15 protein-coding genes are annotated in these 16,507 nt (G+C 70.3%); 6 read left to right on the top strand and 9 right to left on the bottom strand.

Going from position 1 to position 16,507, the window contains the following annotated elements; translation table 11 throughout:
- Positions 1 to 86 precede the first annotated feature (86 nt).
- From AC6LJ2_RS23150 to AC6LJ2_RS23130, 5 genes are all read right to left on the bottom strand, one after another.
- Entirely contained in the window at positions 87 to 575 is a 489-nt protein-coding gene (locus AC6LJ2_RS23150; RefSeq protein WP_263915112.1) for a GlcG/HbpS family heme-binding protein, read from the bottom strand.
- 158 nt (positions 576 to 733) lie between these two features.
- A complete protein-coding gene (locus AC6LJ2_RS23145; RefSeq protein ID WP_498152269.1) occupies positions 734 to 1,348 on the bottom strand; it encodes a response regulator transcription factor in 615 nt (204 codons plus the stop codon).
- Positions 1,345 to 2,853, bottom strand: a complete 1,509-nt coding sequence (locus AC6LJ2_RS23140) for a sensor histidine kinase (protein ID WP_498152268.1) — start codon at positions 2,851 to 2,853, stop codon at positions 1,345 to 1,347. The genes AC6LJ2_RS23145 and AC6LJ2_RS23140 overlap by 4 nt, the downstream gene beginning before the upstream one ends.
- Before the next feature lie 113 nt (positions 2,854 to 2,966).
- Positions 2,967 to 4,133 carry an HPP family protein gene (locus tag AC6LJ2_RS23135; RefSeq protein ID WP_445656429.1) on the bottom strand — a complete coding sequence of 389 codons (1,167 nt, stop codon included), beginning with the start codon at positions 4,131 to 4,133 and terminating at the stop codon, positions 2,967 to 2,969.
- An 89-nt stretch (positions 4,134 to 4,222) separates the two neighbouring features.
- Entirely contained in the window at positions 4,223 to 4,675 is a 453-nt protein-coding gene (locus tag AC6LJ2_RS23130; RefSeq protein ID WP_498152267.1) for a MarR family winged helix-turn-helix transcriptional regulator, read from the bottom strand.
- A gap of 114 nt (positions 4,676 to 4,789) precedes the next feature.
- On the opposite strand from AC6LJ2_RS23130, the gene AC6LJ2_RS23125 reads away from it, so the two are divergent.
- Positions 4,790 to 6,595 (top strand): chloride channel protein, encoded by a 1,806-nt coding sequence (locus AC6LJ2_RS23125; RefSeq protein ID WP_498152266.1) that lies wholly within the window; start codon positions 4,790 to 4,792, stop codon positions 6,593 to 6,595.
- A gap of 66 nt (positions 6,596 to 6,661) precedes the next feature.
- Here AC6LJ2_RS23125 and AC6LJ2_RS23120 read toward each other — a convergent pair whose 3' ends face one another.
- Entirely contained in the window at positions 6,662 to 7,564 is a 903-nt protein-coding gene (locus AC6LJ2_RS23120) for a LysR substrate-binding domain-containing protein (protein ID WP_263915108.1), read from the bottom strand.
- Positions 7,565 to 7,734: 170 nt separating this feature from the next.
- Between AC6LJ2_RS23120 and argC the strand changes: the two genes are divergently transcribed.
- Positions 7,735 to 8,679 carry an N-acetyl-gamma-glutamyl-phosphate reductase gene (gene argC / locus AC6LJ2_RS23115; RefSeq protein WP_498152265.1) on the top strand — a complete coding sequence of 315 codons (945 nt, stop codon included), beginning with the start codon at positions 7,735 to 7,737 and terminating at the stop codon, positions 8,677 to 8,679.
- 41 nt (positions 8,680 to 8,720) lie between these two features.
- Here the strand turns inward: argC and AC6LJ2_RS23110 are convergent, their stop codons facing one another.
- Positions 8,721 to 9,638: a LysR substrate-binding domain-containing protein gene (locus AC6LJ2_RS23110; RefSeq protein WP_263915106.1), complete on the bottom strand. Its 918-nt coding sequence runs from the start codon at positions 9,636 to 9,638 to the stop codon at positions 8,721 to 8,723.
- A gap of 138 nt (positions 9,639 to 9,776) precedes the next feature.
- On the opposite strand from AC6LJ2_RS23110, the gene AC6LJ2_RS23105 reads away from it, so the two are divergent.
- Genes AC6LJ2_RS23105 through AC6LJ2_RS23090 form a run of 4 tightly spaced genes read left to right on the top strand, consistent with a single transcriptional unit; the run spans position 9,777 to position 14,208 of the window.
- Entirely contained in the window at positions 9,777 to 11,414 is a 1,638-nt protein-coding gene (locus AC6LJ2_RS23105; RefSeq protein WP_498152264.1) for an ATP-dependent acyl-CoA ligase, read from the top strand.
- A 21-nt stretch (positions 11,415 to 11,435) separates the two neighbouring features.
- Entirely contained in the window at positions 11,436 to 12,749 is a 1,314-nt protein-coding gene (locus tag AC6LJ2_RS23100) for an MFS transporter (protein WP_263915104.1), read from the top strand.
- On the top strand, positions 12,746 to 13,897 hold the full coding sequence (locus tag AC6LJ2_RS23095; RefSeq protein WP_498152263.1) for a thiolase family protein: 1,152 nt from the start codon (positions 12,746 to 12,748) through the stop codon (positions 13,895 to 13,897). Before AC6LJ2_RS23100 ends, AC6LJ2_RS23095 begins: the two co-directional genes overlap by 4 nt.
- Positions 13,894 to 14,208, top strand: coding sequence for a PhlB family protein (locus AC6LJ2_RS23090; RefSeq protein ID WP_498152262.1), 315 nt, complete (start codon positions 13,894 to 13,896; stop codon positions 14,206 to 14,208). Before AC6LJ2_RS23095 ends, AC6LJ2_RS23090 begins: the two co-directional genes overlap by 4 nt.
- A 63-nt stretch (positions 14,209 to 14,271) precedes the next feature.
- Here the strand turns inward: AC6LJ2_RS23090 and AC6LJ2_RS23085 are convergent, their stop codons facing one another.
- Together AC6LJ2_RS23085 and AC6LJ2_RS23080 are read right to left on the bottom strand one after the other, a co-directional pair.
- Positions 14,272 to 15,645 carry a S41 family peptidase gene (locus tag AC6LJ2_RS23085; RefSeq protein ID WP_498152261.1) on the bottom strand — a complete coding sequence of 458 codons (1,374 nt, stop codon included), beginning with the start codon at positions 15,643 to 15,645 and terminating at the stop codon, positions 14,272 to 14,274.
- Positions 15,646 to 15,675: 30 nt separating this feature from the next.
- Positions 15,676 to 16,497: a TlpA family protein disulfide reductase gene (locus AC6LJ2_RS23080; protein WP_498152260.1), complete on the bottom strand. Its 822-nt coding sequence runs from the start codon at positions 16,495 to 16,497 to the stop codon at positions 15,676 to 15,678.
- Positions 16,498 to 16,507 lie beyond the last annotated feature (10 nt).

Below are 16,507 nucleotides of genomic sequence, written 5' to 3'. Positions count from 1 at the left end.
TGCGCGGACCGCCCCGGGATCACACCTGGCGAGCTCCCATTTCCGACGCGCAGGACCGGCGTCGGGGGATGGGGGCGCCTCATTGCTTACTTGAACAGCGCGGCGTTCTCTTCCAGCACGGCGTCGGCGCATTGCGCATCCAGGTTGCCGCCCGGGGCACCGGCCACGCCGATGGCGCCGATGACGTTGGCGCCGGCCTTGATGGGCACGCCGCCGCCCAGCAGCAGGAAGCCGGGGATGTCGGTCAGGTTGGCGGCGCCGGGATTCTTCTGCGCGTTTTCCATCATGGCCAGCGTCGGCGCCTTGGCCGAGGCGGACGTGAAGGCCTTGGCGCGGCTGGCTTCGATGGTGTGCGGGCCGGCGTTGTCGCCGCGCACGAAGGCCTTGAGCAGGCCGGCGCGATCAACCACCGAGGCGCTGACGTTGTAGCCCTTGGCCTGGCACGCGGCGACCGTGGCGGCGGCCAGTTTTTGGGCGTCAGCGGTCGAGATGTTGCTTTCGCTGAGCACGGCAGCGTGGGCGGCGCCGGTCAATGCCAGGGTGGAAACCAGTGCGGCGAGCGTGTGGCGGGTCATGTCTGCGTCCTTTTAGGGAGTGAAGGTCAGGAGCCGTCAGTGTGGCCAAAAGGCCGGCTCGGCGGTATACGCCCGACTACGCTGGCACCTCCGTAGCGCTACGGAGGCCGGGGCGGGCGAGGCGGATGCGAGGTGCGGGCGCCATGCGGCGGCGAACGCTAGTCGAGCAGCGTGGCGTACTGGCGGATCAGCTGTGCCAGCGAGTCGGCTTCGAGCTTGGCGAAAACGTTGGCGCGGTAGGTTTCGACGGTGCGCGGCGACAGGTCGAATTCGCGGGCGATTTCCTTGTTGCTCAGGCCCTGCACCACGCGTTCGAGCACCTCGCGTTCGCGCGCGGACAGCCGGGCCAGCCGGTCGGCCGCGGCCTGGGTGACGGCCAGCCGTTCACGGCTGGCGATGTGGGTGCGCACTGCAGCCTGCACGGCATCGAGAAACACGTCGTCGTCCACCGGTTTTTGCAGGAACTCCATGGCGCCGCCCTTGAACGCGCGGCGGCACAGGTCGACGTTGGCGTGGCCGGTCAGCATCACCACGGGCAGGTCGGAAGTGTCGGCCAGGCGCGCCAGCACGTCCAGCCCGCTGATGCTCGGCATGCGGATGTCCAGCACCACGCAGCCGATGGTGTGCGGCGACAGGCCGGCCAGGAAAGCCTGCGGATCGGCGTGGCCCTCGCTGCGCAGGCCGACGCTGCGCAGCAGCAGCGCCAGCGCCTCGCGCACCGCGTCGTCATCGTCGACCAGGTAGACCAGCGGGGAATGGTCCGGGGCGTTCATGCGGGGCCTTTGGCCAGCGGCAGCGTCAAGGTGAAGCAGGCGCCCGACGGTTGCAGGTTGTGCGCGGCCAGGCGGCCGTCCATGGCGCCGGCCAGGGTTTCGCACAGCGCCAGCCCCAGGCCCATGCCCTGGGCGCGGGTGGTGTAGAACGGCGTGAACAGGCGGGACAGCGCATCGGGCGCGATGCCCGGGCCGTTGTCACTGACGCTGAAGACATAGGCGTCGCCTTCCAGGCGGCCTTGCAGCGTGATGTCGGGCGGGGCGTCGGCCGCTGCGGCGGCGCGGCGGGGCTGTGGTTGCGCGGCGCCCGAAGCGGGCCCGGGATGGTCAGGCACGGTGTGCACCAAGGCGTCGGCCGCGTTCTGCACCAGGTTGTGCAGGATCTGTTCCAGCGCCACCCGGTCACCCAGCGGTTGCGCGCCCGGGCTGGCATTGCGCCAGGTCAGGCGGATGCCCTGGCGGGCGAGTTCAGGCTCGCGCAGAAAGCGCAGCGAGGCCACCAGCGCGTCCGGGTCCAGCGCTTCGCGCCGGCTGGGCGCGGTGGGTTGCACCAGCGCGCGCATGCGGCTGATGATGTCGGCGGCGCGCTTCGCTTGTTCGGCGCTGGCGAGCAGCGCCCGGCGCACCGACGGGCGTTCGTCTTCGTCGTCGAGCAGGCGTTGCGCCGCGCGGGTCTGCGCCAGGATGGCGGTCAGGGGCTGGTTCAGTTCGTGGGCGATGCCGGCGGCCATTTCGCCCAGCGTGCTCAGGCGCGCCATGGCGGCCAGGCGGGCCTGTTCCTGCTGGCGCCGGGCGTCGGCGCGCGAACGCCGCATGGCGGTCACGCCCGCCACCAACAGGGCGCTGGTCAGGCCCCACAGCAGCCACGGCAGCCAGGGCCACGATGCGGGCGTGAGCATGCGCGTGCTGTGCAGCATGAAGGGTTGGCTGGCTGCCCCCAAGGGCTTGGCCAGCGCCAAGGGCCAGCCCGGGCCGGCGGGGCCGGGCTGGCGCGCCAGCAGCGTGAGCGGGGCGGGGCCGATCGCCAGGGTCAGGTTGGCCAGGCCCGCGGGCAGGTCGGCGGGGGCAACCAGGTGGCGCGCGTCGACCAGCAGGCTCCAGCTGGATGGGGCCACCAGCCAATAGCGGGCGTCATCCAGCGGCAGCACCACCGGGCGCCCCAGCGTGCGGGCCTGCTCGACGGCCGCGCGCAGGCCGGGCGGCTCGTCGGTGCTGCCGGCCCAGGCGCCGTCAGGCAGGTAACCCAGGCCCTGCAATTGCGGCATGGCCGGCTGCAGGCTGGGAAACAGGCGTTCCGGGGCGGGCGGATGCGACAGGGCGGACAGCGTGGCCAGCACGGCTTCGTGCTGCCCGGTTTTCTGGCTGAGCATGCGCTGGGCGATGCTGGTGTCCTGGAAAAATCGGTCGTATTGGCCGACGTAGTCCTGGCGGCCGAGCCAAAGGGCGCCAAGCAGGAACAGCACCAGCCAGTAGAAGAGGGCGCGATGGCGCAAGGGGGGATTCACGCCTGGAATTATGCCCTGCGGATCATCCGGTCCGGAATCCGTAGGGCTACGGAGGGCGGCGCACGACGCACCACGGCGCGGCGCATCAACGCTCGCAGGGTTGCGCGGGCCGCTCAGGCCGCCAGCCGCGCGCCGATGTCCTGGTCCGGCGCGGTCTGCGCAGCCGCCGACACGGTCATCTGGTACAGCGCGGCCACCAGATCGGACTGGGTCACCAGGCCGACCAGCGTGCGGTCTTCGCCCAGCACCGGCACGCAATGCAGATGGTCCGACATCGGTCGCGCCAGCTCGATGGCGGGCAGGCCCGGCGTGGCGAACGGCACTTCGGACCGCATGCAGTCGGCCACCAGCAGGTCGGCCGGCGCGCCGCCGGCCGCTGCCACGGGCGCCGGCCGGCTCTTGCGGGCCAGCACGTCGCCTTGCGCCAGCATGCCGGCGTAGTGGCCGGACGAATCCAGCACCGGCAGCCATTGCAGCCGATGCTTGTCGAACAGGCGCACGGCGTAGTCCAGCGGATCTTGCCGCTGCACGGTCACCACGTCGCGCGACATGATGTCGGCGCAACGCACGTCGCCAAAGCGGCGGGTGCTGGCGCGCAGCTCGGCGGCCAGCACGATGTCTTCAAGGTCTTCCTTGCTGATGTCCAGCAGCTCGCCGCGCTGGGCCAGCGCCTGGTCCAGGTCGGCGCGCGAAAAGCCCAGCCGCGCGCTGGGAACGGGGTCGCGGGTGCGGTGGCCGGCGGCCGGCTCGGCGTGGCGGCGCGGGTAATTGCGCTTGAGCAGGCCGTTGAAGACCACGGCGATGCACAGCAGGATGACGGTATTGAGCCCCACCGGCCACAGCACGAAGCCGTAACCCAGCGCGGCCACGGGCGGCCCGCCCAGCACGGCGGTCAGGGCCACCGCGCCGCTGGGCGGATGCAGGCAGCGCAGCCAGAACATGGCGCCGATGGCCAGCGCCACGGCGGTGGCGGCGGCAAGGCCGGGGTCGCCGATGAACCGGGCGCAGAATACGCCGATCAGCGCCGACACCAGATTGCCCGCCAGAATGGACCAGGGCTGGGCCAGAGGGCTGGCAGGCGCGGCGAACAGCAGCACGGCGGACGCGCCCATCGGCGCGATGAACCAGGGGCTGGCTACGCCCAACGCATGGCGGCCGACCCATTCGGTGCAGAACAGCCCCACCAGCGCGCCCACGGCGCCATAGAGCTTCTCGCGCCCGTTAACGCCGACCGGCGCTGGTGCGAACGCGCCAAGCCAGCGCTTGATACCCACAGCCAAGACCCTCTCCTTGCCCCCGTGAAATATATCGGGGGACGATAATTTATCACGCGGCGGGGGTTGGGCCGAGTCAGGTAATGGTCAGGAAATCAGTGCGCGGGCGCGTCGTCGTCGATGCGGGTCAACAAACGGGTCAGCAGCGGCCGCATGGCGCGCAGCTCTTCCAGGTGCGAGGCCGACAGGCTTTCCAGGATGCGTTCGGCCTTGGCCGTCAGCACCACTTCCACGCGGCGGCCGTCTTCGGGGTCGGGCTCGCGGCGCACCAGGTCCAGCCGTTCCAGGCGGTTGACCAGTTCGGCCGCCGTGTGGGGCCGGATCAGCAGGCGTTCGGCGATTTCGCCCACGTACAGCCCACGGCGGGCCGGGGCGCCGGCGCGGCTGCCCTTGATGGCGAGCAGCGCCTGGTGTTGTTGCGGCATCAGGTCCAGGCCGGCGGCGGCGTTCTCGCTGAAGGCGGCGAACTTGCGCAGCGCGTAGCGGAATTCGGCCAGCAATTCGTAGTCGGACGCGGACGGCAGGGCGGGGGGCGGGGATCGTTTCACCGGCCGATTCTAATATATGTCGTGATACGATATATTTGATCTTTCGCAAACGCCGCGCAGAAAACACCTGCGCCGGTTTCCGGGCCCTGCGCCCAATCTCCTGTCCCAAGAACCATGCCTCCCGTTTCCACTTCCGCCCGCGCCGCCTTGCGGCTGGGCGACTTCACCACCGACCGGCGCGTCGTGCTGCTGATGGCGCTGGCCGTGCCGGTGGGCCTGGCCAGCGTGGCCGCCGCCTGGGCGCTGCTGCGCCTGATCGCGCTGTGCACCAACCTGGCCTATCACGGCCTGTTCTCGTTCGCCGACCTGCCCATCACCACCGGGCGCCTGGGCTTGGCGTCGGTCGCCATCCCCGTCATCGGCTGCCTCATCATCGGCCTGATGGCGCGCTATGGGTCCGAGAAGATCCGCGGCCACGGCATCCCCGAAGCCATGGAAGCCATCCTGATCGGCAAGAGCCGCATCGCGCCCAAGGTCGCCGTGCTCAAGCCCGTGTCGTCGGCGATCTCCATCGGCACCGGCGGCCCGTTCGGCGCCGAAGGGCCGATCATCATGACGGGCGGCGCCATCGGCTCGCTGCTGGCGCAGACCATCCACCTGAACGACGGCGAGCGCAAGACGCTGCTGGTGGCGGGCGCGGCGGCGGGCATGACGGCCATCTTCGCCACGCCCCTGGCAGCGGTGCTGCTGGCGGTGGAACTGCTGCTGTTCGAATGGAAGCCGCGCAGCTTCCTGCCGGTGGCCACGGCCGCCTTGGTGGCCGCGGTGGCTCGCGCCTTCGTGCTGGATGGCGGCCCCATCTTCGCCTACACCGGCGCCTTGCCATTCACGCCGTGGCACCTGGTGGCCTGCGCCGCCGTGGGGGTGCTGGCCGGCCTGGGGTCGGGCGTGCTGACGTCGCTGGTGTATGCCGCCGAAGACCTGTTCGAGAAATTGCCCATCCACTGGATGTGGTGGCCGGCCCTGGGCGGCCTGGCCATCGGCATCGGCGGGCTGATCGACCCGGCGGCGCTGGGCGTGGGCTACGACAACATCCGCCACCTGCTGGCGGGCGACCTGGCCATGCAGGCGGTGCTGCTGCTGTTGGCGGTCAAGGTGGCGATCTGGGCGATCGCGCTGGGGTCGGGCACGTCGGGCGGGGTGCTGGCGCCGTTGCTGATCTTTGGCGGCGCGCTGGGCGCATTGGCCGCGCCGTTGCTGCCGCAGGCCGATCCCGGCTTCTGGGCGCTGGTGGGCATGGCCGCGATGATGGGTGGCACGATGCGCGCACCGCTCACGGCCACGCTGTTCGCGGTGGAACTGACCGGCAACCTGGGCGCCTTGCTGCCTGTATTGGCGGCCTGCGTGTTCGCCTACGGCGTGACGGTGCTGCTGTTGCGCCGGTCGATCCTGACCGAAAAGATCGCGCGCCGCGGCCATCACATCAACCGCGAGTATCGGGTCGATCCGTTCGATCTGCTGCGCGCAAGCCAGGTCATGACAAGCCCGGCGCAAACGCTGCCCGACACGCTCACGGTGGCGCAGGCCATCGCGCATTTCACACACACGCAGCCCGTGCACACCAGCTATCCGGTGGTGGATGCCGACGGCGCGGCGGTGGGCGAAGTGACGCGCGCTGACAGCCTGGCCTGGGCGCTGGACCCGGCCTCGCAGGCGCAGACCTTGGCGCAGGCGCTGCAAGGCCGCGAGTTGGTCTACGGCTATCCGGAAGAACTGGCCAGCCAGATTGCCGACCGCATGGCGCTGTCGGGCGCGGGCCGCGTGCCCATCCTGGACCGCGCCAGCGGCCGGGTGCTGGGCATCGTGGGCCGCAAGGACCTGTTCCGCAGCCGCGCCCGGCGGCTGCGCGAGGAAAGCGAACGGGCGGCGTTCTTCCGGCGTGCGCCTGCGGTGGCGGGCAAAGGCGACGTTGATGCCTGAGGGTGCGGCGTACGCGGGGCTGGCTGGCGACCCTGAGTGCGGCGCAAGCCCGTCAGGTGAGTGCGCTCATGCCGCCGCCGAACCACCCGCTTCACGCAGCGCCCACAAGGCATCGAGCACATGCTGCGTGGCGCGTTCGACCTGGCCGGCCCGGTGTGCAATGCCCAGCGGCCGCCACAGCGCCGGGCGCAACGGCCGCATGGCGATGCGCGGGTCCGGCTGCGGCGCGGTGGCTTCGTGCGGCAGCAGCGTGGCGCCGTAGCCTGCCGCCACCAGGCTCTTGATGGCGTCGTTGTAGTTCAGCTGGATGCGCGGCCGCGGGTTCAGACCCGCGCCGGCAAACCACTCGCCGGTCTGGCGCGACAGCCGCGTGCTGGCATCGTTGAGGATCAGCGGCCGTTCGCCCAGCCAGGCCGGCGTGATGCGCGCCGGCGCCTTCCAGCCCGCCGGCAGGAACGCCATGATGGGATCACGCCGCCACGGCCGTAGCACCAGCCCCGGCACGGGCGGCTGCGGCAGCGCCACCAGGCCGACGTCCAGCGCGCCTTCGTTCAACTGCTGCAAGGTTTCCTGCGAGGTCAACACGGCCACCTGCACGTCGATGCCGGGATGGTCGCGCCCCAAGGCCTCCAGCGCCTGCGGCAGCAGGTGCGCGATGGCGCCGGTGGACGCGCCCAGCCGCACCCGGCCACCCAGGCCCTGCACCTGCCGCTGCACGTCGTCCAGCGCCTGGTCGGCTTCGGCCAGCAGACGGCGCGCGCGTTCCAGCAGGGTGTCGCCGATGGGCGTGGGGCGCACCTGGCCGCGCTTGCGCGTGAGCAGCGGGGCGCCGATGCGCGTTTCCAGGTCGGCCACGTGCAGGCTGACGGTGGGCGGGGCCAGATGCAGCGCGCGGGCGGCGTCGGCGAACGAGCCCAGGTCGGCAATGGCGACCAGGGTGCGCAGGCGGTCCAGGTTGATTTCACGCATGGTGGCGACGTTCAGTAAAGCTGAATTGAATCGTCATGATATTCGACTTTTACTATGAAGTGCATTGGGCAATGATGAGCACGTACCCGGAAGGCTGCGGTCAACAGACCCGGCTCCGGACTCTATCGACGACCCGCCGGCCGCGCCGGCATTTCAGGATGGCCACGCTCATGACCCCCCCCCTTGTATTCATCGACGGCGACCAGGGCACCACCGGTCTGCAGATTCACGAACGCTTGCAGGGCCGCACCGATCTGCGCCTGGTGACGCTGCCTGCCGCCGACCGCAAGGACCCGCAGCGCCGCGCCGACGCGATCAATGCGGCCGATATCGCCATCCTGTGCCTGCCGGACGAGCCGGCGCGCCAGGCGGTGGCCTCGATCGTCAACCCCGACGTGCGCGTCATCGACGCCAGTTCGGCGCATCGCACCACGGCGGGCTGGGTCTACGGGTTTCCGGAAATGGCTGAGGGCCAGGCCGAGCGCATTGCCCAGGCCAAGCGGGTCAGCAACCCCGGTTGCTACCCCACCGGCGCGATCGCCTTGCTGCGCCCGCTGGTGCAGGCAGGTTTGGTGCCCGCGGACTACCCCTTGGCCGTGCAGGCGGTGTCGGGCTATTCGGGCGGCGGCCGTGCCAGTGTCGACGCCTACGAGGCGCCGGGCGCGACGGGCGGCCCGGCTTTTCAGGTCTATGGCCTGGGCCTGGCGCACAAGCACACTCCGGAAATCGAGCGCCATGCGGGCTTGAGCCAGCGGCCGGTGTTCGTGCCGTCGTACGGTTCGTTCCGCCAGGGCATCGTGCTGACCGTGCCGTTGCAGCTGCGCCTGTTGCCCGCCGGGGTCACGGCGCAGCAGTTGCACGACTGCCTGGCGCGCCATTACGACGGCCAGCAGTATGTGCAGGTGGTGGCGCAGCAAGAGGCCGCCGCGCACACGCACCTGGATCCGCAAGTGCTCAATGGCACCAATAATCTGCGCCTGGCGGTTTACGGCAACGACACGCATGGGCAGGTGCTGTTGACGGCGGTGTTCGACAACCTGGGCAAGGGCGCGTCGGGCGCCGCGGTGCAGAACCTGGACCTGATGCTCGAGGCGATGGCGCTGGCCGAGGCTTGAACCGCAGGGGCACGCTGGCGCCTGGCGTCGTCGCAATCGCGCTACGTGTCGGCCGGCGCGGCGGGCCGGTCCGCCAGCGTGTCGACCACCAGCGTGCGCAGCCAGCGCGTGCCCGGGTCGCTTTCAAAGCGCGAGTGCCAGTGCACGGTCACGCTCAGCGGCGGCAGCGCCAGCGGCAGCGGCCGGATCTCGAAGGCGCCGTCGCGGTTGAACCAGACGGCGGCGCGGTAGGGCAGCGTCACGGTCAGGTCGGTGCGGCGCACGATCTCGGCGGCGGCCGAAAAATGCGGCAGCGTCAGGTACGGCTGGCGGTGTAGCCCGGCTTCGCCCAGCACATCGTCCAGCAAGCGATGGGCGCTGGCGCGCGAGGCCACCAGAATGTGGTCCAGCCGCTTGAACTGGCCGCGCGTCAGGCCGGCGGACAGCACCGGATGGCCGCGGCGTCCCATGCAGGCGTAACGTTCGCTGAACAGGTCGGCATGATGGGTGTGCCGGCCCAGCCCGGCCAGGTTGCCGATCGCCAGATCCACCTCGCCCTCTTGCAAAGCCTGGGGCAGGCGTTCCAGCGCAATTTCCACGACTTCGACCTGCAGGCGCGGCGCCCGCGCGTGCACGCGTTCCATCAAGAGCGGCAGGAAGACCATTTCGCCGATGTCGGACATCGACAGGCGGAACCGCCGCGTGCTGCGCGCCGGGTCGAAGTGCTGACGCAGGCTGACGGCTTCGGCAAAGCTGTTCATGCCGCGCTCGATCGGGCCGGCCAGCGCAAACGCCACGGGCGTGGGCTGCATGCCGGCCGGCGTGCGCACGAACAGGGGATCATCGAATTTCTCGCGCAGGCGGCCCAGCGCGTAGCTGACCGCGGGCTGCGTCAACTGCAGCCGTTCGGCCGCGCGGGTGACGCTGCGCTCATGCAGCACCGTCAGGAAAACCCGCATGAGATTCAGATCGAAGTCCACGCTTGCCCTTGATATCAGTGTGATTTATGCAGGAAATAATACCCATAAATTTGACACATAAATAGTTGATTCCTAGACTAATTTTCACGAGCCCGGGCAACGACCCGTGGCCGCTTTCGACAAGGGGAAGCACGTTCTATGCACGCATTGACACTGCCGTCGCTGCTATGCGACCAGGCCGCCCGCCAGGGCGACCGGCTGTGGGTCCAGGCGCCGGGTGGCGCGTTGCGCTTTGCCGAGGCGCCGGCCGTGGCGGCCCGCTGGGCGGCGCTATTGGCATCGGCCGGCGTGGCGCGTGGCGACCGCGTCGGCCTCATGGCCGGCAACCGCATCGAATTCCTGTCGCTGGTGCTGGGTTGCGGCTGGCTGGGCGCGGTGGTGGTGCCCATCAATACCGCGTCGCGCGGCATGCAGTTGCGGCACATCCTGGCCAACAGCGGCTGCGTGCTGCTGGTGACGGATGCCGCGTCCTGTCCCGCGCTGGCGGGGTTGGCGGCCATGGACGGGGCAGGGCAGCACGCCGACGCCCTGGCGCTGCGGCGCATCTGGCTGCTGGACGATGCGGCATTGGCTGCCGATGGCGAGACTGTGCAAGCACCCGCCGCGCCGGTCGCCATGGCCGACTTGCCCGCGCCCGCCGAACCCTTGCCCATCTTGCCCGATGCCCTGGCGCCCGCCGCCGACCTGGGGCCGGGCGACATGCTGGCCATTCTGTACACCTCGGGCACCTCGGGCCTGTCCAAGGGCGTGTGCTGCCCGCACGCGCAGTTCCACTGGTGGGGCGTCATCGCCGCGCGCAACCTGGAAATCACGGCGGACGACGTGCTGCACACCAGCCTGCCGCTCTTTCACACCAATGCGCTCAACGCCTGTTTCCAGGCGCTGGTGACCGGCGCGGCTATCGTCTGCGACGCGCGTTTCTCGGTCAGCCGTTATTTCGAACGGCTGGCGGCCACCCAGGCCACCGTGACCTATCTGCTGGGCGCCATGGTGCCCATGCTGCTGGCGCGCGAGGCGTCGGCCGCCGAAAGCGGCCACCGCACCCGTATCGCTTTGGCCCCGGGCGTGCCCGAACGCTTTCACGCCGCATTCACCGGCCGCACCGGCATCGCCCTGCTCGAAGGCTACGGTTCCACCGAAACCAATTTCGCGCTGGGCGGCCCGCTGGCCCAGCAACGCGCCGGCACGATGGGCCGCGTGGCGCCCGAGTTCGACGCCATCGTTGCGGACGAACACGATGCGCCGCTGCCCGACGGCCAGGCCGGCGAACTGCTGCTGCGCGCGCGCCCGCCATTTGCCATCGCCACCGGCTATTTCGGCATGCCCGACAAGACGGTCGAGGCCTGGCGCAACCTGTGGTTCCACACCGGGGATCGGGTGGTGCGCGACGCCGACGGCTATTTCCGTTTCCTGGACCGCATGAAAGACGCGATCCGGCGGCGCGGCGAGAACATTTCTTCGTACGAAGTCGAACAGGTGCTGCTGGCGCATCCGTCGGTGGCCGTCGCGGCCGTGTACGCGGTGCGTTCGGAACTCGCCGAAGACGAGGTCATGGCGGCCTTGGTCTACAAGCCCGGCTGCGCGCTGGCGCCCGAGGCGCTGCTGGATTTCTGCCAGCCGCGCATGCCGTACTTCGCGGTGCCGCGCTACCTGCGGGTGCTGGACGACCTGCCGCGCACCGAAAACGGCAAGGTCCGCAAGTTCCGCCTGCGCGACGACGGCATCACCGCCGACACGTGGGACCGCGACGCCGCCGGCTATCGCGTGACGAGGTAGACCACAACAAGGGGAAACAGCATGACGTTGGCATACCAAGGGGCGGCGCGCAGCGCCGACGAAGAAGCCCGCAGAAAGCGCACGCGCAAGGTGGTGATGGCGTCCGTGGCCGGCAACGCGATGGAGTGGTACGACTTTTTCATCTACGGCACGGCGGCGGCGCTGGTGTTCGGCGAGCTGTTCTTTCCCAAGGGCACCGATCCGCTGCTGGGCACCATGGGCGCCTTCGCGGGTTTTGCCGTGGGCTTTCTGGCGCGGCCGCTGGGCGGCGTGGTGTTCGGCCACATCGGCGACCGCTATGGCCGCAAGCTGGCGCTGGAATGGACGCTGGGCATCATGGGCGCGGCCACCTTCCTGATTGGATTGCTGCCCACCTATGAACAGGTGGGCCTGTGGGCGCCGGCGGCGATGGTGCTGCTGCGCATCCTGCAAGGCGCGGCGGCCGGCGGCGAATGGGGCGGCGGCGTGCTGCTGATCAGCGAGGCCGTGGGCGGCAAGCGCCGCGGCTATTTCTCGTCGTTCAGCCAGCTGGGCGTGGCCGGCGGCTTCGTACTGTCGTCGGGCGTTTTCATGCTGGCCCAGCAACTGCCGCAGGACGACTTCATGAGCTGGGGCTGGCGCCTGCCTTTCCTGCTGAGCGTGCTGATCTTCGGCGTGGGCCTCTACATCCGCAAGCACATTCCGGAAAGCGAGGAATTCATTCAGGCCACCAAGACCGCCAAGCGCGGCATGCCGGCCGTCGAAGTGTTTCGCCGCTATCCGCGCCAGGTGTTCACGGCGATGGGACTGCGGGTGGCGGAAAACGGCGGTTCGTATATTTTCCTGGCGTTTGCGCTGGCCTACGGCAAGTTTCTGGGCATTCCCAACGACGTGATGCTGGGCGGCGTCCTGGCGTCGATGTTCATCGAGCTGGGCACGCTGGTGTGGTTCGGCCACCTGTCCGACCGCATCGGGCGGCGCACGGTCTACCTGATCGGCTCGGCCGGGCTGGCGCTGGCGGCGTTTCCGTTCTTCTGGCTGGTGCAGACCAAAGAGCCTATTTGGATCTTCCTGGCGTTCTTCATGGGCAACACCGTGTGCCACGCGGCCATGATCGGCACCCAGCCGGCGTACTTTGCCGAACTGTTCCCGCCCGAAGTCCGCTACACCGGCCTGGCGCTGGGTCACGAACTGGCCTCGGTGTTCGCAGGCGGCCTGTCGCCGCTGATCGCCATGGCGCTGCTGCGCAAGTATGAATCGGCCACGCCGGTGGCGTGGTTCCTGGTCGGCATGGCGGTCATCACCGTCATCACCTTGCTGCTGACGCGTGAACCGCCGCGCGAGGATTCGGCATGAGCCCCAAGCCCGCCAGGCCCGGCATTGTCGGCGTGGGTGAAACCCCCGCGCTGCGTCACCCCGGGCCGGATATCAGCACGGCCGGGCTGATCGCGCAGGCCGTAAGCCTGGCGCTGGACGACGCCGGGCTGCGGCCGGCGGACGTCGACGGCCTGGGCGTGGCCTCGTTCACCTTGCGGCCCGACCGCGCCATCGACTTGGCCTGGCGCCTGGGGCTGACGCTGGGCTGGTGCATGCAGGACGAAATGGGCGGCGCCAGCGCCATCAATATGCTGCGCCACGCCTGGCTGGCCTTGCAGGCGGGGCAGGCACGCACCATTGTCCTGGCGGCGGGCGACCATTTCACCGGCGCCGATTTCGCGTCACTGGTGCGCGGCTACAACCGCAGCGCACAGGACTACCTGAGCCCGCTGGGCAGCGCCGGCCCGAATCCACTGTTCGCCATGCTGACGCAGCGGCAGATGGCGCAGACCGGTTTGCGGCGCGAAGACTACGGCGCGCTGTGCGTGGCGCAGCGTGCGTGGGCGGCCGACAATCCCAACGCCGCCTATCGCCAGCCATTGACGCTGGCGCAATACCTGGACGCGCCGATGGTGGCCGCGCCGCTGGGGCGGATGGACTGCGTGCCTGTCGTCAGCGGCGCCTGCGCGCTGGTGTTGCAGGCGCAGCCCAACGGCGTGCATGTCACGCTGCGGGCCAGCGGGGCGCGCTACAACGGCGACCAGCAGGAAGGCGATGGCCTGGTCACGGGCATCGCCGACTTCGCGCCCGCGCTGTGGGCTGACGCGGGCTTGGGGCCCGACGATATGGATGTGGTGGGCGTGTACGACGATTACCCGGCGATGGCCGTGGCGCAATTGTGTGACCTGGGCCTGGCGCCGGCCGATGACCTGCCGGGCTTCATCGCCCGCCGCATCGCCACGCGCGCGCTGCCGGTCAACACCGCGGGCGGACAGTTGTCGGCGGGGCAGGCGGGCACGGCGGGCGGCATGCACGGGCTTGTGGAAGTGGCGCGGCAACTGCTGGGCTGTGCCGGTGCGCGGCAGGTGGCGCGCGCGCGCCATGGCGTGGCCACCGGCTATGGCATGGTGCAACTGCGTTACGGCATGTGCGCCAACGCGGCCGTGCTGGCCAGGGAGGACACATGAGTTTCAGCGTGATGGCGTGCGCGCAATGCGCGCACCGGGCGTATCCGGCCCGACTCTGGTGCCCGGCCTGCGGGCACGACCAGGCCAACGAGGTGATGGTGGACGAGGCCGAACTGCTGGCCTGGACCCGCGTGCCGGGGGCTGGGGACGAAGGCGACCGCCTCATCGCCACCGCTCAGGCCTTGCCACAGGGGCCGGTGCTGGTCGTGCGACTGGATGCCAAGGCGGGGCACATTGGACAACGCCTGCGGCTGATGACAAAGGTCGAGCAGGGCGTGGCCCTGCCGTGGGCCGAGCCGGTTTCCGGCTAGTCGTCTGGCGCGGCCCGCGGCGGCGTCTGAATCCGCGCTTGTCGCGGGCCGGCGCCCAGCCGCCTACTTCAACGCCGTCAACGCGGCGAGCAGGGCAGGGTCGCTGTTCGCGGGCGCCGATGCCAGCGCCGCGCGTAGGCGTTCAGCCATGTCGGCATTGAAATCGGCCGCGACGTCGGCGCGCAAGGACATCTTGCCCGTGGCGGCGTCTATCAACAATTGCGGCGTCACGCCCGCGCCCTCCAGCCGCGCGCCGTTGGCCCGATGCACGCGCGCACTGGTCACCACCAGCGCGCCTTCGTTCGCGGGCAGCGGCAGCACGGTCTGTATGGTTCCCGCGCCGGCGGTCTTTTCGCCGATCACCAGGGCGCGGCCGTGGTCCTGCAATGCCGCGGCCACGATCTCGGCGCCTGCGCCGGTGCGGCGGTCGACGATCACCACCACCGGCACGTCATGCGGCAACAGGCTGTCGCGCGCCACCAGCGCGCGTGAATCGGCGGGCGTGCGGCCGTACAGGTTGCCGATCCGCGAACCCTTGCGCAGCATCACGCCGGCCACCTGTTCGGCCACGTCGAGCAAGCCACCGGCATTGCCGCGCAGGTCCAGCACCAGGCCGCCTAGCCGCGAGCCGGCGCGTGCGGCCGCGGCGTCCAGCGCGGCCCGCAGTTGGCTGTCCGTCTTGCTGTCAAAGGCCGCCAGCGTGACGACGGCCACAGCGCCGTTCATGTCCCAGCGCACCGAGGGCGGGGCCTGCACCGGGCCACGCACGGGCTGCACGGTAAGGAGGTCCGGGGCCCCCGGCCGCTGGATGCGCAATGTCGGGCGGGTGCCCGTAGCGCCGCGCAGCAAGGCCACCGCTTCGGACAGCGGCAGGCCGGCCGTGGCACGGCCGTCGATGTGGCTTATGACGTCGCCCGTGCGCAGGCCGGCGCGTTCGCCAGGCCCGCCGGGCAGGGGCCGCACCACGGTCAAGGCGCCGTTCTGGATCGACAGTTCCAGGCCGACGGACGCGGGCGGTGGCGTCATCTCGGCCGGCGTCGCGACACGGCTGTAGGCGTCCAGGCTGGCCATCATGCCGCGCAAGGCGGCGTTCAACGCGGCGTCGCGCGGTGCGCCATCGGCGAAACGCAGAATCTCATCGGCCAGGATGCGGCTTTGCGCCGGGATGTCGGTGGCGCGGCCTTCGGCGGCGACGGCCTGGTCGATGGCCGACTGGCGCGATGCGCTGGCTTCGCCGGCCTGGCCGGGCAGGGCTTGCAGCGCGCGCAGGCCGTGCAGCGCCAACGCGCGCGTATCCACCGGGTCTACGTACTGATTCATCAACTGGGTCAAGGTTGCCGTCAGCGTGCTTTCGACCTGCTCGCGCGGCTGGGCGCTGGCGGGCGCCGCAAACGCGGCCAGGCTGGCGGCAAAGATGGCAAGCGCAGATCGTCGCATGGTGGCTCCCAGGTGCCCAGCCGTCCAGAATCAGGGGGCAGCAACCGGGCGGATCGCCTCCAGCCGCTGTGCCAGCGTGGCGCTGGACAGTTCACCGACCCGCACATCCATCAACCGGCCGTCGGCATCCAGGAACAGCGTGGCCGGCAGGCCGCGATTGCTCATCGTGCGCGACGCTTCGCCGGCCGGGTCCAGCAAGGCGTTGGCCAGTGACGGCGCATGCTGATCCAGATATTGCCGCACCGCGGCGGACGTTTCGCCCTGGTTCAGGAAAACGAAGTGGATATCGGGGTTGGCCGCCTGGGCGCGCTCGAAGGCCGGCATCTCGCGGCGGCACGGCGGGCACCAGCTGGCCCACAGATTGACCACGGTGGGCTTGCCCTGGAAGGCGGCCAGGGCGGCGGGCTTGCCATTCAGGTGCTGCAAGGCCACTGCGGTCAGCGCGGGCTGGGGCTGTGGTGTGGGCGCCAGCAGTTGGCCGCCGATCAGCCAGGTGGCCGCGGCCAGCGCCAGCGCACCCAGCAGCGCCGGCCGGGGCGCCATGGCCCGCAGTGCGGCGTAGGCCACATAGGCGCAGGCGGCCGCCAGCCCGACCATGCCCGTCCAGCCGCCGTCGCGTATATCCAGCGCCTGGATCGGGTCTTGCAGAATATGTTCGCGGGTCTGCCACAGGAAACCCAGGCGCGCGGCGACCAGGCCGATCACCAAGGCGCGCCACAGCACCGTGCTGATGTCCGGCGCACGCTTGCCGCCGAACAGGCGCGCGGCCTGCAGACCGACGGCGCCGGCCACGATCAGCACGGCCAGCTCGGTGGGAAAGACCAGGGGGCCCAGGCGGATGGCGGGGCTCATGCGGCGAGCT

The sequence above is a fragment of the Achromobacter sp. 1014246743 genome, from assembly GCF_059760725.1.
This window is presented reverse-complemented; position numbering and strand designations above follow the sequence as displayed.